This is a genomic window from Comamonas jiangduensis (assembly GCF_030162955.1).
Classification (GTDB): domain Bacteria; phylum Pseudomonadota; class Gammaproteobacteria; order Burkholderiales; family Burkholderiaceae_C; genus Comamonas; species Comamonas jiangduensis.
On sequence record NZ_JARXOV010000012.1, the window covers coordinates 52,752 to 72,626 of the forward strand.

General features: G+C 57.7%; 13 protein-coding genes. 7 read left to right on the forward strand and 6 right to left on the reverse strand.

Annotated elements, in window-relative coordinates:
- Nucleotides 1-137: 137 nt before the first annotated feature.
- The 3 genes from folD to QEP12_RS10710 all read right to left on the reverse strand — a co-directional run bounded on the left by folD (nucleotide 138) and on the right by QEP12_RS10710 (nucleotide 4,282).
- Complete coding sequence (folD, locus tag QEP12_RS10700) at nucleotides 138-998, reverse strand: bifunctional methylenetetrahydrofolate dehydrogenase/methenyltetrahydrofolate cyclohydrolase FolD (protein ID WP_284214231.1); 861 nt, start codon at nucleotides 996-998, stop codon at nucleotides 138-140.
- 81 nt (nucleotides 999-1,079) lie between these two features.
- On the reverse strand, nucleotides 1,080-1,715 hold the full coding sequence (locus tag QEP12_RS10705; protein ID WP_174863522.1) for a response regulator transcription factor: 636 nt from the start codon (nucleotides 1,713-1,715) through the stop codon (nucleotides 1,080-1,082).
- Nucleotides 1,712-4,282: a PAS domain S-box protein gene (locus QEP12_RS10710; protein ID WP_284214232.1), complete on the reverse strand. Its 2,571-nt coding sequence runs from the start codon at nucleotides 4,280-4,282 to the stop codon at nucleotides 1,712-1,714. The genes QEP12_RS10705 and QEP12_RS10710 overlap by 4 nt, the downstream gene beginning before the upstream one ends.
- Before the next feature lie 307 nt (nucleotides 4,283-4,589).
- On the opposite strand from QEP12_RS10710, the gene aceE reads away from it, so the two are divergent.
- From aceE to lpdA, 3 genes are read left to right on the forward strand one after another with little or no spacing between them, the layout of a single operon-like run.
- Nucleotides 4,590-7,307, forward strand: coding sequence for a pyruvate dehydrogenase (acetyl-transferring), homodimeric type (aceE, locus tag QEP12_RS10715; RefSeq protein WP_219164567.1), 2,718 nt, complete (start codon nucleotides 4,590-4,592; stop codon nucleotides 7,305-7,307).
- 21 nt (nucleotides 7,308-7,328) lie between these two features.
- Nucleotides 7,329-9,044: a dihydrolipoyllysine-residue acetyltransferase gene (aceF, locus tag QEP12_RS10720; protein WP_284214233.1), complete on the forward strand. Its 1,716-nt coding sequence runs from the start codon at nucleotides 7,329-7,331 to the stop codon at nucleotides 9,042-9,044.
- Between the two features lie 16 nt (nucleotides 9,045-9,060).
- Nucleotides 9,061-10,908, forward strand: a complete 1,848-nt coding sequence (lpdA, locus tag QEP12_RS10725; protein ID WP_284214234.1) for a dihydrolipoyl dehydrogenase — start codon at nucleotides 9,061-9,063, stop codon at nucleotides 10,906-10,908.
- Nucleotides 10,909-11,081: 173 nt separating this feature from the next.
- Here the strand turns inward: lpdA and QEP12_RS10730 are convergent, their stop codons facing one another.
- Nucleotides 11,082-11,981, reverse strand: a complete 900-nt coding sequence (locus QEP12_RS10730) for a LysR family transcriptional regulator (protein ID WP_174863526.1) — start codon at nucleotides 11,979-11,981, stop codon at nucleotides 11,082-11,084.
- Nucleotides 11,982-12,124: 143 nt separating this feature from the next.
- Between QEP12_RS10730 and QEP12_RS10735 the strand changes: the two genes are divergently transcribed.
- Nucleotides 12,125-13,159: a TerC family protein gene (locus QEP12_RS10735; RefSeq protein ID WP_219164571.1), complete on the forward strand. Its 1,035-nt coding sequence runs from the start codon at nucleotides 12,125-12,127 to the stop codon at nucleotides 13,157-13,159.
- Nucleotides 13,160-13,322: 163 nt separating this feature from the next.
- Here the strand turns inward: QEP12_RS10735 and QEP12_RS10740 are convergent, their stop codons facing one another.
- On the reverse strand, nucleotides 13,323-14,615 hold the full coding sequence (locus QEP12_RS10740) for a sensor domain-containing diguanylate cyclase (protein WP_284214235.1): 1,293 nt from the start codon (nucleotides 14,613-14,615) through the stop codon (nucleotides 13,323-13,325).
- Between the two features lie 742 nt (nucleotides 14,616-15,357).
- On the opposite strand from QEP12_RS10740, the gene QEP12_RS10745 reads away from it, so the two are divergent.
- The 3 genes from QEP12_RS10745 to QEP12_RS10755 all read left to right on the forward strand — a co-directional run bounded on the left by QEP12_RS10745 (nucleotide 15,358) and on the right by QEP12_RS10755 (nucleotide 19,024).
- On the forward strand, nucleotides 15,358-15,672 hold the full coding sequence (locus tag QEP12_RS10745) for a hypothetical protein (protein ID WP_284214236.1): 315 nt from the start codon (nucleotides 15,358-15,360) through the stop codon (nucleotides 15,670-15,672).
- 386 nt (nucleotides 15,673-16,058) lie between these two features.
- Complete coding sequence (locus QEP12_RS10750; RefSeq protein WP_174862634.1) at nucleotides 16,059-16,517, forward strand: hypothetical protein; 459 nt, start codon at nucleotides 16,059-16,061, stop codon at nucleotides 16,515-16,517.
- A gap of 431 nt (nucleotides 16,518-16,948) precedes the next feature.
- Nucleotides 16,949-19,024, forward strand: a complete 2,076-nt coding sequence (locus QEP12_RS10755; protein WP_284214237.1) for a TonB-dependent copper receptor — start codon at nucleotides 16,949-16,951, stop codon at nucleotides 19,022-19,024.
- Nucleotides 19,025-19,364: 340 nt separating this feature from the next.
- On the opposite strand, the gene QEP12_RS10760 is transcribed toward QEP12_RS10755, so the two are convergent.
- A complete protein-coding gene (locus tag QEP12_RS10760) occupies nucleotides 19,365-19,721 on the reverse strand; it encodes a zinc ribbon domain-containing protein YjdM (RefSeq protein ID WP_284214238.1) in 357 nt (118 codons plus the stop codon).
- Between the last annotated feature and the right edge of the window lie 154 nt (nucleotides 19,722-19,875).

Below are 19,875 nucleotides of genomic sequence, written 5' to 3' on the forward strand. Positions count from 1 at the left end.
AGCTGTTGGCGCTGAAAGTTTCTGGTTTTTGATAGGTTTTATGTCTGAAACCTAAGCTAATCAAGCGCAAGCAGCTATAAAAAAACCTCCAGTCGCCTTGCGGCGGTGGAGGTGGGTAGGCCTATCGGCGAAAAGCCTTAGTGGGCTGCGGCACCGCGCTCTGCGGCTTCCATGGTGTTGACCAACAGCATGGTGATAGTCATGGGGCCCACACCGCCGGGCACGGGGGTGATGTAGCCTGCCACTTCCTTGCAGCCGTCATAGTCCACATCGCCGCACAGCTTGCCTTCGGCATTGCGGTTCATGCCCACGTCAATCACCACGGCGCCGGGCTTGATCATGTCGGCGGTCAGCACATTCACCTTGCCCACAGCAGCCACCACGAGGTCGGCCTGGCGCGTCATGGCGGCCAGGTCGGCGGTGCCGCTGTGGCAGATGGTGACCGTGGCGTTGGCAGCCAGCAGCATCATGGCCATGGGCTTGCCCACGATGTTGGAGCGGCCAATCACCACGGCGTGCTTGCCGCGCAAATCCTTCATGCCAATCGATTCCAGCATCTTCATGCAGCCGTAGGGGGTGCAGGCTTTGAAGCCCACTTCACCCACCATCAGCGCACCGGCGCTGGCCACGTGAAAGCCGTCCACGTCTTTGAGGGGCGAGATGGCTTCGATCACCTTGTGGTCGTCAATGTGCTTGGGCAGGGGAAGTTGCACCAGAATGCCGTGGATGCTGGGGTCGTTGTTCAGCGCTTCCACACGGGCCAGCAGTTCGGCTTCGGTCATGCTGGCATCGTACTTTTCCAGCACCGAGTGAAAGCCCGCGTCTTCGCAGGCCTTGACCTTGTTGCGCACATACACCTGCGAGGCTTGGTTGTCCCCCACCAACACCACGGCCAGGCCCGGCTTGGTGCCCTTGGCCGTCAAAGCGGCTGCGCGCTGGGCAACTTCGGTACGCAATTGGGCGGAGAGGGCTTTGCCATCAATGATTTGGGCTGTCATGGTGTGTGAGGTGTGCGTGAGAAATAAAAAAGCTGCCAGACCTTTGCAGGCGATGGCAGCCTTTGGGGTAAGCCCCTGATTTTATGCCGGTACTTTGGCTGCGGCCGAGGAGCCCAGTGCAATCTTGAGCAGATCGGCCACGGTGTTGGCGCCCAGCTTTTCCATGATGTTGGCGCGGTGCGCTTCCACGGTCTTGATGCTGATGCCCAGGTCATCGGCAATTTGTTTGTTCAGGCGGCCCGCCACAATGCGCTCGAGCACTTGCGACTCGCGGCCTGTCAGCTTGGACAGCAGGGCCTCGCGGCTGGCGGCTTGCTGGTGGCCCGCAAAGGCTTCACGGGCATGATCCAGCATGCGCTCCACCACGCTCAGCAGGTCGTCTTCGTTGAAAGGTTTCTGGATGAAGTCCAGTGCGCCTTTTTTCATGGTGTTCACGGCCATGGGTACGTCGCCGTGGCCGGTAATGAACACGATGGGCAGGGGCGACTTGCGCTCCAGCAACTTGTCTTGCAGCTCCAAGCCCGTCATGCCGCCCATGCGAATGTCGGCAATCAAACAGGCCACTTCGCGGTGGTCATAGCGCGAGAGAAAGGACTCGGCCGAGTCAAAACAGCGCACGCGGTAATCTTTACCCTCCAGCAGCCATTGCAGCGAGTCACGGACGGCCTCATCGTCATCAACCACGTAGACAGTGCCTTTTTTGGGTGTCAAGCTCATGCAGATTTCCTTGTATTTGGATTAATTGCCGAAGAAAAGTTGTCTCCCTTTTCCTGAGCGGCGGCCAACGGTATCCAAAAGAAGAACCGGCAACCCACCACCTCAGAACCATTGTAGAGGTTCTCTGCGGACATCCGTCCGTTATGCGACTCCACAATCGAGCGGCACAGGTTCAAGCCTATGCCCATGCCTTCGTTTTTAGTGGAAAAAAACGCTTCAAACAAGCGCTCCTGCACTTCTGGAGGAAGGCCTTTGCCTGAGTCTTGCACCGAAAACTCTACGCCAGCTAGCCCCTCGTAGTCTTTGGGCTGCACGCGCAACTCTACGGACCGCTTGGCCTGAGGACGTTGTGCTTGGTCAATCGATTCGCCGGCATTTTTGATCAAGTTGATCAGTACCTGCTCAATCAAAATGGCGTCTGCCATCACGGGCGGAATGCGCTTGGCGACAAAGTGGGTGAGGCGCACGTTGCGCCGGCGCATTTCAATGTTGGCCAGCTCCAAGGCTTCATCCACCATGGCTTCCACGTGCGCCAGCATGCGATTGGGTTCGCTGCGCTTTACGAAAGAGCGGATGCGCTGAATGATCTGGCCCGCGCGTTGCGCTTGGTGGACGGTTTTCTCCAGCGCAAACTTCATCTGTTCTTCGGTCAACTTGCCCGATTCCAGGCGCGAGAGCATGCCGCTGCTGTAGTTGCTGATGGCTGTCAGGGGCTGGTTGAGTTCATGGGCCACGCTGGAAGCCATTTCCCCCATGGTGATCAGGCGGCTGGCTGAATGCGCTTGCTCGGTTTGCCGGGCGGCTTGCTCTTCGGCCAGGCGCCGCGGGGTGATGTCAGTGGCAATCACCATCTGTGCCAAGCGGCCATCCACCCAACTCAGATAGCGCGAGCGCACTTCCAGCCATTTGCCCAGCTCGCCCACATAAATTTCGGCATTGTTGCTGGAGGCGTCTGTCAAGGAGTCAGTGGGCAGGCCCATCAGGCCATCTTCATCATCGACCGACTCACTGCGCTCAGCCGGCAGCCCGGCTTGCTGCACCAGTTGCAGGTGTCCCGTGGTTTGCGAGCCAAACCACTGGCGGTAGAGCTTGTTGGCAAACAGCAGCTCGGCACTGCCCAAGGGTGCTACGGAAACAGAAGCATCCAGCGCTTCCAGCACAATGGTAAAACGGTCGTGGGATGCAGCAAGCTGGTCGCGAATGCGCTTGGACTCGGTGATGTCGGTCATCGACGACATCCAGCCCGTTTGGTGTCCGCGCGCATCGATCAGCGGTGAGATGTACAGGCGCGCATCAAACATGGAGCCGTTTTTGCGGCGCACACGCACCTGAAAACCGTTTTGTCCGGTTTTGCCAGACAACTCGTCTTTGAGTTTGCTGTGCAGGTACTCGTAATCGCTTTCTGCCCAGTAAGGGTAGGGGGCAGTTTGGCCTACCAGCTCTTGTTCGCTCCAGCCCGTCATCTGGCAAAACGCTGCATTCACATAGGTGATGCGGCCATTCATATCTAGCGCCCGCATGCCCGTGAGCAGGGAGTTTTCCATCGCACGGCGGAAATTGGTTTCTGCGATCAATGCTTCTTGCGCACGCAAGCGCTTGCGCGTGTGGCGCCAGGTGCCCATCAGCAGCCAGGAGGTCAGCAAGCTCAGCGCGGCCACCAGCCAGAACATGCCGTTGCCCACCATGCTCAGTGAGGTGCGGTAGGCCTGCACTTTCAAGATCAGCGAACTGCCTACGGGCGAAATGGGGACTTGGTACTCCGTGGCCTTGGGCTGCGGCAGCAGATCCCAGGTACTGGACTGGCGGGGGGCGGTCAGCGGTGTGCCTGCTATGAGGGTGCCGTGTCCGTCCATCAGCGTGACGGCATAGCGGGCCAGCAAATCACTGGGTGTGGCGTAGCGCATCAGGCTATCGATGGAAAACTCTGCCATGACAGTGCCGCCAAAATTGCGTGTGCCAATGACAGGGCTGTGAAACTGCAGCAGGGGCGGCGTGTAGCCCACCAGCACGCGGGGCTGGGTGTAAATCGGCTGGTTGGATTCTTTGACCAGCTGAAAGCTTTGCGCAGCATCGTCGTTTTGCAGTGTCTCGCCCGGCATGCGCAGCTGTTCGCTGGCCACGGTGGGTGCGGCGTAGCTGGTGATGATGCGACCGTCACGGTCTACCCAGGTCAGAATTTGCAGCTCGGGGTACTGCGTGACCAGCACTTCGGCGCGGTTGACAAACTCTGCCGTGCCAATGTCGCCGTAGGCCAGATCACGGGCTATGCGCATCACTTGCTCTTGGCGCTCCAGCAGGCGCAGGCGCATGCGCTGCTGGGCATATTCCACGTCGCGTTTAAGGGCTTGTTGATCGCGGTCGACTTCCTCCGCGCGCAAGTACCAGAAAGCTGCCACGATTGCTGCCATGAACAGTGCAACCGATACCAGGGGCGCAAAAGCGGCCAGGCGGTCTTGTCGTGTGGGTGACAGGCTGCGCCACCACAGACGCCACCAGCGCGTGGGGTCAGCGCCCTGAAAGGGGGTGGATGGCTTTGTCTCGGTGTTCTTTTTTTCGGGTGTATCCATAGGTGCAGTGTAGGGGGATTCCCTTGTCCTTATTTGGAGCCAAGCGCACCCCGCAACATCTTGTTTTAGATGTGCAACTGCAGCATTTTTTCATAATATGCAATTGATCTGCATAATTTGAAATATGAAAAAAATATGCGAAACTGCGAACCGAAATGGTCGTTCAAATGGACGTATTTGTCTCTCAGTCAAGGTTTGGGGCAGCGAGTAAGCTCAGTCTCACACCTTGCATGGAAGGGCGGATCGATACGCGCCATGCAAGTTGCGCGACCTCCTACCTGCAGCCTCTTGAACAGGAGACACACCTATGACAGCTCAGACCGACCCTCAGGCCGGCGTTAACGCAAAGCCTAGCCTCGACCCCCAAGAATCCCGTGAGTGGGTGGACGCGCTTTCTGCCGTCATCGACCGCGAAGGTGCCGAATATGCGCACCAGTTGATTGAAGAAGTGCTGGAGCATGCCCGCCAAAACAGCGTGGACATGCCTTTCTCGGCCAAGACCGGTTATGTGAACACCATCGAGCCCGGCCAGGAGGCGCGCTGCCCCGGCAATCTGGAGTTGGAAGGTCGTTTGCGCGCCTACATGCGCTGGAACGCCATGGCCATGGTGGTCAAGGCCAACCGTATTCACCCGCCAGAAGGTGGGGATCTGGGTGGTCACATTGGCTCGTTCGCTTCGCTGGCCAATATGTTTGCCGCCGGCTTTAACCACTTTTGGCACGCTGAAAACGAAAACCACGGTGGTGACTGCCTGTACATCCAGGGCCATGTCTCGCCCGGCATCTACGCGCGTGCTTACCTGGAAGGCCGTATCTCGGAAGAGCAATTGCTCAACTTCCGCCAGGAAGTGGACGGCAAGGGCTTGTCCAGCTACCCCCACCCCAAGCTGATGCCCGATTTCTGGCAGTTCCCCACGGTGTCCATGGGGCTTGGCCCGTTGATGGCGATTTACCAAGCGCGCTTCCTGAAGTACCTGCACGCACGTGGCATTGCCAACACCGAAAACCGCAAGGTCTGGGTGTTCTGCGGCGACGGTGAAATGGACGAAGTGGAATCGCTGGGCGCTATCTCGCTGGCTTCGCGCGAAAACCTCGACAACCTGATCTTCGTCATCAACTGCAATTTGCAGCGTCTGGATGGCCCCGTGCGCGGTAACGGCAAGATCATCCAAGAGCTGGAAGGCGAATTCCGTGGCTCGGGCTGGAACGTCATCAAGCTGATCTGGGGCAAGGGCTGGGACGAGCTGCTGGCCAAGGACAAGGACGGCGTGCTCAAGAAGATCATGATGGAGTGCAACGACGGCGACTATCAGGCCATGAAGGCCAACGATGGCGCTTACGTGCGCAAGCACTTCTTTGGCCGCGACCCCCGTGCGCTGAAGATGGTCGAGCACATGTCCGACGACGAAATCTGGAACCTGCGCCGTGGTGGCCACGATGCGCAGAAGGTCTACGCCGCTTTCCACGCAGCCAACAGCCACAAGGGTCAGCCTACCGTGCTGCTGGTCAAGACCGTCAAGGGCTTTGGCATGGGCAAGATCGGTGAGGGCAAGAACACTGTGCACCAGACCAAGAAGCTGAGCGACGAGGACATCAAGGCCTTCCGCGACCGCTTTAACATCCCGATCCCTGACAGCCAGATCGCGGACATCCCGTTCTACAAGCCGGCCGACGACACGCCGGAAATGAAGTACCTGCACGAGCGCCGCAAGGCCCTGGGCGGTTACCTGCCGCACCGCCGCCAAAAGGCTGACGAAGCATTCACCGCACCTTCGCTCGATACTTTCAAGGCCATTCTGGAGCCCACGCCCGAAGGCCGTGAAATCTCCACCACCCAGGCCTATGTGCGCTTCCTCACGCAGCTGCTGCGTGACAAGAACATCGGCCCCCGCGTGGTGCCTATTCTGGTGGACGAGGCCCGTACCTTTGGTATGGAAGGTCTGTTCCGCCAGGTTGGTATCTACAACCCCCACGGTCAGCAGTACACCCCGGTCGACAAAGACCAGGTCATGTACTACCGCGAAGACAAGGCTGGCCAGATTCTGCAGGAAGGTATCAACGAAGCCGGTGGCATGGCCTCGTGGATTGCGGCTGCGACGAGCTACAGCACGTCCAACCGCATCATGATTCCGTTCTACGTCTACTACTCCATGTTCGGTTTCCAGCGCATTGGCGACCTGGCCTGGGCAGCGGGCGACATGCAGGCGCGAGGCTTCTTGCTGGGCGGCACCTCGGGCCGCACCACGCTGAACGGCGAAGGCCTGCAGCACGAAGACGGTCACAGCCACATTCTGGCCAACACCGTGCCCAACTGCGTCTCGTATGACCCCACCTTCGCGCACGAAGTAGCCGTGATCATGCAAGACGGCCTGCGCCGCATGGTGCAGAACCAAGAAAATGTTTTCTACTACATCACCTTGTTGAATGAAAACTACCCCATGCCCGGTCTGACCGAAGGCACGGAGCAGCAAATCATCAAGGGCATGTACCTGTGCAAGCCCGGTCAGAAGGTGCCGCAATCGGGCCAGCGCGTACAGCTGCTGGGCTCGGGCACCATCCTGCGCGAATCCTTCTTTGCGCAAGAGCTGCTGGAAAAGGACTGGGGCATTGCCGCCGACGTGTGGAGCTGCCCATCGTTCAACGAACTGACCCGCGACGGCCAGGACTGCGAGCGCCACAACATGCTGCACCCGCTGGAAACCGCCAAGACCGCCTTCGTGACCCAGCAACTGCAAGGCAGCCAAGGCCCCGTCATTGCGTCGACCGACTACATGAAGGCCTACGCGGAGCAAATCCGCCCCTACATTCCCAAGGGCCGCACCTACAAGGTGCTGGGCACGGACGGTTTTGGTCGTTCGGACTTCCGCCGCAAGCTGCGCGAGCACTTCGAGATCGATCGCCACTACATCGTGGTTGCGGCCCTGAAGGCACTGGCCGACGAAGGCAAGCTGCCTGTCACCAAGGTGGCCGAAGCGATTGCCAAGTACGGTATCAAGACCGACAAGATCAACCCCCTGTACGCCTAAGCAAGCACCGGAGACATACACATGGCATTGACAGAAATCAAGGTCCCGGACATCGGTGACTTCGACAGCGTGGGCGTGATCGAGGTGCTGGTCAACGTGGGCGACACCATCAAGGTCGAGCAATCGCTCATCACTGTGGAGTCCGACAAAGCCTCCATGGAAATTCCATCGAGCCACGGCGGCGTGCTCAAAGAGTTGCGCGTGAAGCTGGGCGACCAAGTGGCGCAGGGCGCCATCATCGCGGTGATCGAGACGGCAGACAGCGCCGCTGCGCCCGACGCCGTGCCTGCTGCTACAGAAGCTGCAGCGCCTAGCGCACCAGCTGCGACGGTTTCGGCCCCAAAACCTGCTGAAGTGAGCGCAGCACCTGCGCAAGCAGCTCCTGCAACTGCAGCGAGCTCTATGAATATCGTCATCCCTGACATTGGTGATTTCAAGGACGTGGCCGTCATTGAAATGCTGGTCAAGGTGGGCGATGTGGTCACGGCAGAGCAATCGCTGTTCACCGTGGAGTCTGACAAGGCATCGATGGAAATCCCATCGCCTGCCGCTGGCACCATCACCGCGCTGAGCATCAAGCTGGGCGACACCGTCAACGTGGGCGACGTGGTCGGCACCATGAGCGTGCAGGGCGCAGCCCCTGCTGCCTCGGCACCTGCCGCAGCACCGGCTCCTGTGGCTGCACCAGCTGTACAAAATCAGGCTCCAGCCATTGCTGCACCTGCGCCAGCAGCTACAACTACTGCAGCGCCTGCACACAACCCCACCGTAGCCCCATCGGGCGCGCTGCCCCATGCATCGCCTTCCGTGCGCAAGTTTGCGCGTGAGTTGGGCGTGCCACTGGCAGAGGTCAAGGGCTCCGGCAGCAAGGGCCGCATCACCCAAGAAGACATTCTGGCGTTCACCAAGTCGGTGATGGCCGGTGCCGTGCAAACCCTGGCACAGCAGGCGGCAGCACCTGCCAAGGCATCGTCGGGCGGCAACGTGGGCGGTCTGGAAGTGTTGGCATGGCCCAAGGTCGACTTTGCCAAGTTCGGCCCTGTGGAACGCAAGGATCTGTCGCGCATCAAGAAGATCTCGGGCGCCAACCTGCACCGCAACTGGGTGATGATTCCCCACGTGACCAACAATGACCTGGCCGACATCACCGAGCTGGAAGCCTTCCGCGTGCAAACCAACGCCGAGCAGGCCAAGGCCAAGAGCGATGTCAAGGTGACCATGCTGGCCTTCGTCATCAAGGCCGTAGTCGCTGCGCTGAAGAAATTCCCAGATTTCAACGCCTCGTTGGATGGCGACACCCTGGTCTACAAGCAGTACTACAACATCGGCTTTGCCGCTGACACACCGAACGGCCTGGTCGTTCCCGTGCTCAAGGACGCGGACAAGAAGGGCATTCTGCAAATCAGCCAGGAAATGGGTGAGCTGGCTAAAAAGGCGCGCGACGGCAAGCTGGGCGCGGCCGACATGCAAGGCGGCTGCTTCTCGATTTCGTCCTTGGGCGGCATTGGTGGTACCGACTTCACGCCGATCGTCAACGCACCTGAAGTGGCCATCCTCGGCCTGTCGCGTGGCTCCATCCAGCCTGTGTGGAACGAAGAGAAGGAAAAATTTGTGCCCCGCCTGATGCTGCCTTTGAGCCTGTCGTACGACCACCGCGTCATCGACGGCGCAGCCGCTGCACGCTTTAACGCCTTCCTGGGCCAAGTGCTGGCGGACTACCGCCGCATCCTGCTGTAATGAAGGGCTGATACCTATGGCAATCATCGATATCCAAGTGCCTGACATTGGCGACTTCGCCGAAGTGGGCGTGATCGAGCTGCTGGTGCAGCCCGGTGACACCGTCACCGTTGACCAGTCGCTCATCACCGTCGAGTCCGACAAGGCTTCCATGGAAATTCCTTCCAGCCACGCAGGCGTGGTCAAGGAATTGAAAGTGAAGCTGGGCGACAAAGTCGCGATGGGCTCTGTGGTGCTGACACTGGAAGTGGCAGAGGGCGCTGCTGCAGCCCCCGTTGCTGCACCATTAGCAGAATCTAAGCAAAATCCGACTCCAGCCCAGGCAGCACCGGCGCCAACAGTTCCTGTTTCCGCAGCGGTTGCCAGCAACTTTGCGGGCACGGTGGATCTGGAAGCCGACGTGGTCGTGCTCGGCGGCGGCCCCGGCGGCTACTCCGCCGCCTTCCGCGCCGCCGACCTGGGCCTGAAGGTCGTGTTGGTCGAGCGCTACGCCACCCTGGGTGGCGTGTGCCTGAACGTGGGCTGCATCCCCTCCAAGGCGCTGCTGCACGTCGCTGCCGTGATGGACGAAGTCAAGCACCTGGAAGTCGCCGGCGTCAAGTTCGCGGCCCCAGAAGTCAACATCGACCAACTGCGCGGCCACAAGGAAAAGGTCATCGGCAAGCTGACCGGCGGTCTGGGCCAGATGGCCAAGATGCGCAAGGTGACGGTGCTGCGTGGCTACGGCCAGTTTGTCGGCGCCCACCAGATTGAAGTGCAAGAGACCACCGGCACTGGCCAAGAAAAGACGGGCAGCAAAAAAGTCGTTCAGTTCAAGAACGCCATCATCGCTGCGGGCTCGCAGGCCGTGCATCTGCCTTTCATGCCCAAGGACGAACGCGTGGTGGACTCCACCGGCGCGCTGGACCTCAAGGCCGTGCCCAAGCGCATGCTGATCCTGGGCGGCGGCATCATCGGCCTGGAAATGGGCACCGTCTACAGCACCCTGGGCGCCCGCCTGGACGTGGTGGAAATGATGGACGGCCTGATGCAGGGCGCGGACCGTGACCTGGTCAAGGTCTGGCAGAAGATGAATGCCCCGCGCTTTGACAACATCATGGTCAACACCAAGACCGTGGGGGCCGAAGCCACGCCCGAAGGCATCAAGGTCACGTTCGCCCCCGCCAAGGACGGCGTCACCGTGCCCGAGCCCCAGACCTACGACCTAGTTCTGCAAGCCGTGGGCCGCACGCCCAACGGCAAGAAGATCAGCGCCGACAAGGCCGGTGTGGCCGTGACCGACCGTGGCTTCATCGACGTGGACATCCAGATGCGCACCAACGTGCCGCACATCTTTGCGATTGGCGACATCGTGGGCCAGCCCATGCTGGCGCACAAGGCTGTGCACGAAGCGCATGTGGCCGCCGAAGTCATCGCCGGTGAATTGCAGGGCAACAAGGAGCTGGCATCAGCCGCCTTCAACGCCCGCGTCATCCCAAGCGTCGCCTACACCGACCCCGAAGTGGCATGGGTGGGCCTGACCGAAGACCAGGCCAAGGCACAAGGCATCAAGGTCAAGAAGGGCCTGTTCCCCTGGGCCGCCTCCGGCCGCGCCATCGCTAATGGCCGCGACGAAGGCTTTACCAAGCTGCTGTTCGATGACAGCCCCGAGGCGCACGGCCATGGCCGCATCCTGGGCGGTGGCATCGTCGGCACGCACGCCGGTGACATGATTGGCGAGATTGCCCTGGCCATCGAAATGGGCGCCGACACCGTGGACATCGGCAAGACCATCCACCCGCACCCCACGCTGGGCGAAAGCATTGGCATGGCGGCGGAAGTGGCGCATGGGTCGTGTACCGATGTGCCGCCAGCCCGCAAGTAATTGCTTTTAGGGTAATTAAAAAAGGCAGCTTAAGGCTGCCTTTTTGTTTTGCTTCTTGTGATTTTTTACTGCCCATTGTGCAGATTATTTATGACTACTTGGTTTGGGAAATATTTATTCCATTCCATTCCAGTCCGTAGATAACTTAATTTGGTTAATAGATTTTCGATGAATTATTCAGCACCATCAGCATTGATTGTGTTTTGTAAAATTTTTCCGACCAAGGGATGATTCTTGCTGCGCGAGCTATATATGGCATGAATTTCTTCACTCAGTCCTTGGCTGCAGCCAAGCAACCGGAGCTCTTGTATTTTTCCAAGATCCGCAGCGCCTAATTCAGTGACCGGAAATATGCCCATTCCCTGTGCTGCAAAAATACTTAACAAAGCGCTGTCTTCAAACTCACCCACGATCTGGGGCTGCAGGCCTATGCCCTCAAACCAACGATCCATCCGGTTGCGCAGTGCGGCATGGGACGTCGGTGCCAGTATGGGTAAATTACCAAGACTTTGTGGGAATGCGGCAATTGCCTGGTCAGTCACCAAGCTTGCCGGGCCATACCAATCCACGCGTGACACGAGCAACCGATCACTCGACAAGCGAAAACTAAAGTTGTGGCGAGGGGGTTGGCAGGCCAAAACCAAATCCAGCTTGTGCAACGCCAACTCCGCCATCAGCTGTTCAACTTCACCTTCGTGGCAGACAAGTTTTAAGCCTGCAGTTTTCAATATCGGCTGGAGTAACCTGTGAGCCGCCAGCTTGGCAATACCGTCTGAAAGTCCGACGGACAAACGCATGGATGACCCTGCCGCTGCGGCAGCGGCAGCCTCTGCAGGGATGCGTGCGCCGAGTAGGAAAATTTCATCTGCCCGTAAAAAAACGGCACGACCTGCATCGGTAAGTACCACGCTTCGCCCCGAAGGTTTGAGCAACTGGTGGCCTATTGAGGCCTCTAAATTTCGTACTTGTGAACTGATGGTCTGGATTGCCATATCCAAACGCTCTGCGGCACGCGCAAAGCCACCTTCATTGGCAACAACCCAAAAGTAGTAGAGGTGCCGGTAGTTGAGCATGGCTGGTGCATCAATAGTTCGGAAAAATTGAAGCGTAACTCATTTTTAAGCTGCTTTTTTAGTTTATTCCCCCGGAGAAGAATTGCGGTGCCGGTGCTTTGCTCTGTTTCAAGAGCAAGTTTTTTAACCCATCTTTTTGCATCATGGAATTCCTCTCTACCCTCTGGTTAGGTATGCCACTTTGGATATGGTTTGCTTTTCTAAGCACTGTCATAGCTATTTTGGCATTCGATCTAGGCATTCTTCACAGAGATGCTCAGGCTATTGAAATTAGTGACAGCTTGAAAATGTCAGCTTTGTACATCGGCTTGGGCCTTGCCTGGGCTGCGGCTGTTTATTGGATTTATGTCAATTACTCCGGCGCAGGTGCGCTAGACCCCCAAATTGCAGCCGCTGCCAGCCCCGAAGAGAGAGGGTGGACAGCGGTCAAGCTGTATATGACAGGCTATCTGGTTGAAAAGACGTTGGCGATGGATAACGTCTTTATCATCTCCTTGATATTTACGTATTTTGCGGTGCCGCGCGAGTATCAGCATCGTGTACTATTTTGGGGCATATTGGGCGTGATTGTGCTGCGTGCAATCATGATCGGTCTGGGTGCCGCACTGGTGATGGAATTTGCCTGGGTTATGTACTTGTTTGCCGTCATACTATTGGCCACAGGTATCAAAATGCTCATCATGGTTGACCATCAGCCTGATATTGCCAACAACCCCGTACTGCGATTTTTGAAATCACGCATGCGTGTGACAGAGACATTGCATGGTCAGGCGTTCACGGTGCGTCAGCAGGATCCTTCGACCGGAAAAATGGCAATTTTTGCCACCCCCTTGCTTTTGAGCTTGATTCTGGTTGAAATCGCTGATTTGGTTTTTGCAATTGACTCTGTTCCAGCTATTTTTGCGATTACACCGGATCCGTTTATCGTATACACAAGCAATATCTTTGCCATCTTAGGGTTGAGGGCACTTTACTTTGCACTGGCAGCCATGGTGCATCGATTTCACTATCTCAAGTACGCCTTGGCTTTGGTATTGATTTTTATTGGAGCAAAAATATTCTTGGGTGATTTTATGTTTGACGGAAAAGTACCTGCATCCGTGAGCTTGGTGGTTACAGGTGGACTTTTGGCTGCTGGAATTATTGTCTCTTTGTACAAAACCAGGAAGATAAATTAAATAATTTCTAAATGATAAAATAATGGGGCTTTGTGTCCCATTATTTTATGAATTAAATAATTTTTAATTTGTCAGTGAAATGTAGTTATTGCATAAATAATTTTTAGTGCTTTTCTTTAGATTATATTTGCGCAGCAATGCATAATAAAATTATTGTCTTATTTTATAAAGCAGGTTCTGCGATAACCACTTTGTTTCTACCGCTTCGCTTCGCTTGGTACAGTGCTTCATCAGTGCGTTTCAGTAGTTCTGTGTAATTTTCTGATAGCCGAACCGTACCAACTCCAAGGGACAGCGTGATTTGTCCAACGATCGGATCATCCTGGCTGGCAACGACCTTTCGGATGCGCTCTGCTAGATCTCTGGCAGCGCCCAGTGAGCAGCCTGGCAATACAATCAAAAATTCTTCACCACCCCATCGTGTGACAATGTCACCCACTCGGACGGAGGCATTGATGAGTTTTGCACATTGTCTTAAAACTCTATCGCCTTCATCATGTCCAAATTGATCATTTATTTTTTTGAAGTTGTCAATATCTATAAGAATTAATGCATAAGCTTGTTTTTTTGATTGTGCCGTTTTGCAGCAGAGCTTAAGTTTTCTTTCGCCAACACGTCTATTGAGCAAACCAGTTAATGCATCATGCTCCGCTTGCTTTTTTAGTTCGTGCGTACGCATGACTAAATCAGAAACGTCTTTGCTGACGCTGACAAAATGCGCTATGGAGCCGTTTTCGTCTTTAATTGGGGTAATGGTCTGAGCGGCATAGTACAGATGCCCATCTTTATGCTTGTTGGTAAAGGTGGATTGATAGCTCTCACCTTGTGCCAGTGCAAGGTGTAGATCAGCATAAAAAGTAGGTGTATGTGTGCCAGATTGCAGGAATTTAGGCGTCTTTCCTAAAACTTCACTGCTTGAATACCCTGTTTGATGTTCAAAAGCTTGATTGACAAAAAGAATTTGTGCTTTGTCGTCTGAAATTAAAACTGCGTCTTCTGTGGCATCCAGGGCGCGTGCAAGTAAGGCTTGTCTATGTTCAGCCTCTGCGCGTGCGGTGATATCTTGCTGCACAGAAACATATGCCTGAATTTCGCCAGTTGCATCGCGAACTGCAGAAATATTCCACTCAACCAAATAAATGGTGCCATCTTTACGATAGTTTAAAGCTGATCCTAAAAAATATTTGTCTTCAAGAAGAGTAATTCGTAATTTTTGAAGAAGCTCTTTATCTGTCAAAGGGCCTTGCAGCAAACCGGGGGATTGGCCAAAGAGCTCCTCTAAGCTGTAGCCTGTCATTTTGCAGAACGCGGGATTGCAGTAAATTATTTTGTGTCTCCGACCATTTTCACCAGGGCTTGTAATGAGTACTGCATTAAATGCTTGATCTACAGCTGCTTGCAAAAGATTAAGCATTTCTAATTTCGAGAACGGTATTTCAGTTTTAATAATGGTCACAAGAATCTAGCTGCATCATGCAAGGAATTGCGAAAGCAGCATAACAAAATATAAAAAATCGTGCGCTTGCTTCGGAGTGGTGGCATAAATGGCCGACGTGCAGCCGATAGGCCAGGGCGATGGGCAAAGTCAGTAGGGCCAGATGCCTTACGGACAACCGGAAGGAGTAGGGGGCGCTGACTGCCTGGATAGACAGGCGCATGGCTTGGTTGGCCGTTGCCAGCAGTAGATGCGAGAGCAGCCCGAAGCCGCACGGAAGTGGCTATCTAGTGATTTATGGCAGGCCACAGGGTTGATGCAGTCCGTATTACAGCTTTCTGGCTTCTTTGACTCGCAGCGGGGTTTGGCACTTTGTGCCAGCGCCAGCTAATACGGGGCATGCAGGTGCCGTACATACGCGTCCAACGTGGGCTGCACCTGCGAGCAGATTGACAGGCATCAAGCTCCAGGGCGAGCGTGTGAGCTTCAGAGCCTTTGAGCGCCAAGTGAATGAGCTTGCATGCCCGTGCAGCCATCCGGCTTGCAGCCCCGCTGGTTCAACGCGTGGCAGCAGGCGTAAAGGTTCCCGTTTTAATAGCTGCCTGCGCTTTAAAATCAAGCGCTCAGGCCGGTTTTGAGTCTTTCTAGTGCTTGCAAACAAAGGGCGTGCGCTGCCAGACTGTTTGCGTTGCCACTGCGTCGCTCCTGCGTTTGCCTAGCGCCTGTCCATTTTGATTACCCATCGCACAAAGGCTGTATCTCCATGACCCCACCCAGCAATTTTTCATCGTTTTTGGGGCTGAGCTATGGCTGGTCATACGCTTTGGCGGCTTTCACGCTGACCATCTGTGGCTGCCTGCCGCTGGCGTTGCTGCTGACCATGCATGTGGGCACCTCGGGTGCGGAGCGTGCGAATGCCTTGATGGCCATGATTCCCACCATGGCGGGCGCGATTGCTGTGGTGTGTGCGTTGCTGTATGTCACGGTGCTGCGCCAGCACACGCAGTGGTGTCGGCACGCCCTGATGGGCATGTGGGCGCTGTCAGCGCTGGGCATGGTGGGGTGGTGGAAGCTGTGAGCGGCCCGCTCACGGCGCAGGGTGCATGACCGCAGACCAACCGCCCTGGCGCCACGGCACCTGTCAAAAGCACGCACAAAGACCAGCGGCTTGCGCCGTGCACGCAGCAAGCTGCCTCACACAGCCAGCTCGGGCTGCGGTGTGTGGCGCTCGTTCTGCCTGGAGTTTGAATTTGATAGCTGCTGGCGCAATACAGATAAGCGTTAGATGCTAATTGGATGCGTAATGTGCGTGCAGACTTGCCAGTCTGCGCGAGCGTGCAAGCCGAGACATGGGGAGCTTGCAGGTTTGCGGCAGCGCAATTCCAGCGCAATCAATGCGTTGAATAGGGCCCCTAGCGCGCGCCAACGCTGGCGCGGTGCTGCTTTTCGCGAATAATGCGCGCCATGCTGGAAAACATCCGTCAACGCCGTCGCTTGCACACCGTGGTTCTCACGGTGTTCACGCTGCTGTGGCTGGTGGCCATGCTCTCTGGCGTACGTGTGCGGGCCATGCCAATGCCTGTGCCGATGGGGGGCGATGCGATGCTGTCTGCCATGCAGCACAGCCTGTGCATATCGGAGGCGGCATTGCCGGCCAGCGATGCGGAATACACCGCATGGCTGGAGGCAGGCTTGAATGCCACCGATGCGCCACACCCCGATCTTGACCATAGTGAGCATGCCGGGCCGCATTGCTTGCTGTGCGTGGCATTGATGGGCCCTGCAGCCTTTGCGCTGCAGGTGGTGCAGTACCCCGAGCCTGCCCACCCACACCGCTGGAAGCAGCCACCGCACTTTCCCCCAGCGCTGCAAATCAGCGCGCCCTTGCCCCCACGCGGGCCGCCCTCTCTTTTCCGTGCGTAAATCTGCTGATGCCGCCCTTGCGCTAGATGCCTGGGTGTCGAGCGCGGCCTTGGGTATTGCGGACTGCGGCACCTGCCGTGGTTGCGCACCTTGGGTCTGCGGGCTGGCGTTGGCCATACGCGACTACTTTTTGTGCTGCCTGCTGCTTTGCAAGCGCCCCGCGCTGTGCGCATTCCGCTGGAACAGCGGGTGCTTGCAGGCATGGCCGCCCTGAACACACTCACGTTGAACGCCTGCACCTGATCACTGTGTGCCCGCCACCTGTACCACCGCTGCCGCAACGCCGCTAGCAGTGTGCAAAGGCTGTGGCCCCTCAGGGATGTGGTGTTCCTTGCAATTAGCTTGTTTCACGCCCTGTGGGGGCGGCTGCCTGCGTGCGCCGCCCAGCTTTGCCCTGGGCGTGTACGGGCACGGAAAAGAAATTGAAAACCATGTATTTTTTGACTGCGGCGCAGCCTTGCGCCTCTGTAGCAGCCCGGACATTGAACGTGGCTGCCCCATGCACCCGTACATCTTTGCTCGTACTGCGCCCCGTGGCACTGGCCTGCCTGGCCTTGTGGAGCGCGCAGGTGGGGGCCCAGCAGGCTGAACCTGTCGTTCAGCCCGAGGTGGTGGTGACGGCAGTGCACGACCAGTCGCCCATCCAGCTGGTGATAGACCCTAAACAGCCGCGCCAGCCCGTTCCGGCCAGCGATGCGGCGGATTACCTCAAATCCATTCCGGGCTTTTCAGCGTTGCGCAGCGGCGGCAGCAACAGCGATCCAGTGTTTCGCGGCCAGTTTGGCTCGCGCCTGCCGCTGTTGACCAACGGCGCCCATGTGCTGGGGGCCTGCGGGGGGCGCATGGATTCGCCCAGTTCGTACATTTCGCCCGAAACCTTTGACAGCCTGACGCTGGTCAAAGGGCCGCAGACGGTGCTGTGGGGGCCGGGTACTTCGGCCGGGGTGGTGCGGTTTGACCGCCTGCCGCCCGAGTTTGAGCAGGCCGCAGCTCGTGGCACGGCCAGCGTGATGGCCGGCAGCCATGGCCGCAATGACCAGCGTGCCGAGCTGGAGGTGGGCAACCCGCAGATGTACGCCCGCATCAGCGCCAACCGCTCGCACAGCGACAACTACGAAGACGGTGCAGGCCAGCGCGTGCATTCGGCCTACGAAAAGTGGAATGCCGACGTGGCACTGGGCTGGACACCCAATGCCGACACCCTGGCCGAGCTGACCGTGGGCGCAGGCGATGGCTGGGCCAAATACGCCACCCGCGCTATGGATGGCAGCATGTTCCGCCGCGACAGCGTGGGGCTGCGCGTGGAAAAGCGCCACCTGACGCCGTGGCTGAGCAAGCTGGAGGCGCAGCTGTACCACCACAGCGCTGACCACCTGATGGACAACTACACCCTGCGCACGCCGCCCACCATCGGCATGATGGCCGGTGGCAAAGCCAGCAATGTGCGCCGCATTACCAATGGTGGCCGCCTGGCGCTCACGCTGCAGCCGCTGCAGTCGCTGGAGGTGGTGACCGGGGTGGACAGCTATGTCAGCCCGCATGACAAGCGCGCGGGTACACCCAGCATGTCTTATCAGTTGCAGCCGCGGGTGCGCGATGCCAAGTTCAGTAACTGGGGCTGGTTTGCCGAATCCACCTGGAAGGCCGGCGCCAGCACGCGCTGGGTGGGCGGGCTGCGGCTGGACCAGGCGCAGGTACGGCGCTACACCGGCAATATGTCTGACAGCCGCAGCGATCACATGATGCCCAGTGGCTTTGTGCGCTGGGAGCAGACGCTGGCACAGGGCACTACGGTGTATGCCGGGCTGGGCCACGTGCAGCGCTTTCCCGATTACTGGGAGTTGTTCTCGCCCAGCAACGGTGGCTTGAACCAGGGTAACGCCTTCCAGTTGCTCAAGCCTGAAAAAACCACCCAGCTGGACTTTGGCGCGCAGTGGAAGGGGGAGCGGGCGCAGGCCTGGGCATCGGCCTACGTGGGCCAGGTGCAGGACTACATCCTGTTCAACTACGCAGGCAGCAGCAAGAACGTGCGCAATGTGGATGCGCGCACCGCCGGGGTGGAGCTGGGTGGGCACTACCGCTTCACACCCGCGTGGACGGCGCAGGCCACGCTGGCTGCCAGCTGGCAGAACAACACCACCGATCACCGTCCCTTGCCCCAGACCCCACCGCCTGAGCTGAAGCTGGGCCTGGACTATGCACAGGGTGCGTGGACCGCGGGCACTCTGTGGCGACTGGTGGCCCCCCAGCACCGCTACAGCCGCGACGAGGGCAATGTGGTGGGGCGCGATCTGAAGCCCACAGCCGGTTTTGGCACGCTGGCGCTGAATGCCAGCTACCGCGTGTCGCCCACGGTGAAGCTGCTGGCCGGGATCGACAACGTGTTTGACAAATACTATGTCGAGCACCTGAACCTGCTGGGTAATGCCGGTTTTGGCTACCCAGGTGACCAGCGCATTACCGAGCCGGGGCGCATGTTCTGGGTGCGGGCAGACTTCCAGTTCTGAGTGTGATGTGTGCCATGCCCTGCCTTGGCAGAAAGGCAAGCAGGGCGTGGCACGGCACTGCGCAGTTGGCAGGCTCTGCCGCAGGGGCATCCATGCGCTCTTGCAGCATGAATGCAACAGGCAGCTTCGGCTGCCTTTTGTTTTTGAGATGGGGTGGTATTGAAGAAATTGTGAGCTGCTGGCGCTTGCTGCATAAGCGCTAGAGGCTGTTTTTCTATAAAAACACGCGTTGCCTCATGCCAAGTGCTGCGCATGTGCATGCCATCTGCATCCCGAAAAAAAGCCGCATGCAGCGGCCTTTGGGGTGGTTGAGGCGCCCAGGGCGCAGGCGCGAGCGCCTTCAGGCCTTCTTCAAAAACTCCGACTTGAGCGTAAAGGGGCCTTGCTCGGTTTTGCAGTCTACATCGTGGTCACCGTTGTCATACACCAAGCGGATGCCTTTGATCTTGCTGCCTTTTTTAAGGACGGTGGATGAGCCTTTGACCTTCAAATCCTTGATCAGCAGCACCGTATCGCCATCGGCCAGCGGGGTGCCGTTGGCGTCTTTGATGGTGCGGGGGCCGCTGTCTTCGTCGCTGCTGTCGGCGGCATCGGCCGACCATTCATGCGCGCAATCAGGGCAGATGAACATTTCGCCATCGGGGTAGGTGTTGTCCAAACCGCATTGGGGGCAAGAGGGGAAGCTGGAAGTGCTCAAAAGAAGGCCTTGTCAAAAAACGGCTGCCAGCACAGGCATGGCAACCCAACTATCTTGAGGAAAGCCACAAGCGTAGCGTGTGCGCTTTGGCGCAGGGCATTGCTGGGGTATGGGGGAGGGGAAGGAATTGGTTTCCTCATCTTGAAAGCCCGGC

Coding starts and splice junctions, on each gene's coding strand:
- QEP12_RS10745 (WP_284214236.1), top strand. CDS start 15,358: ATGACCCCACCCAGCAATTTTTCATCGTTTTTGGGGCTGAGCTATGGC.
- aceE (WP_219164567.1), top strand. CDS start 4,590: ATGACAGCTCAGACCGACCCTCAGGCCGGCGTTAACGCAAAGCCTAGC.
- folD (WP_284214231.1), bottom strand. CDS start 998: ATGACAGCCCAAATCATTGATGGCAAAGCCCTCTCCGCCCAATTGCGT.
- QEP12_RS10755 (WP_284214237.1), top strand. CDS start 16,949: ATGTATTTTTTGACTGCGGCGCAGCCTTGCGCCTCTGTAGCAGCCCGG.
- QEP12_RS10705 (WP_174863522.1), bottom strand. CDS start 1,715: ATGAGCTTGACACCCAAAAAAGGCACTGTCTACGTGGTTGATGACGAT.
- QEP12_RS10730 (WP_174863526.1), bottom strand. CDS start 11,981: ATGCTCAACTACCGGCACCTCTACTACTTTTGGGTTGTTGCCAATGAA.
- QEP12_RS10710 (WP_284214232.1), bottom strand. CDS start 4,282: ATGGATACACCCGAAAAAAAGAACACCGAGACAAAGCCATCCACCCCC.
- QEP12_RS10750 (WP_174862634.1), top strand. CDS start 16,059: ATGCTGGAAAACATCCGTCAACGCCGTCGCTTGCACACCGTGGTTCTC.
- QEP12_RS10735 (WP_219164571.1), top strand. CDS start 12,125: ATGGAATTCCTCTCTACCCTCTGGTTAGGTATGCCACTTTGGATATGG.
- lpdA (WP_284214234.1), top strand. CDS start 9,061: ATGGCAATCATCGATATCCAAGTGCCTGACATTGGCGACTTCGCCGAA.
- aceF (WP_284214233.1), top strand. CDS start 7,329: ATGGCATTGACAGAAATCAAGGTCCCGGACATCGGTGACTTCGACAGC.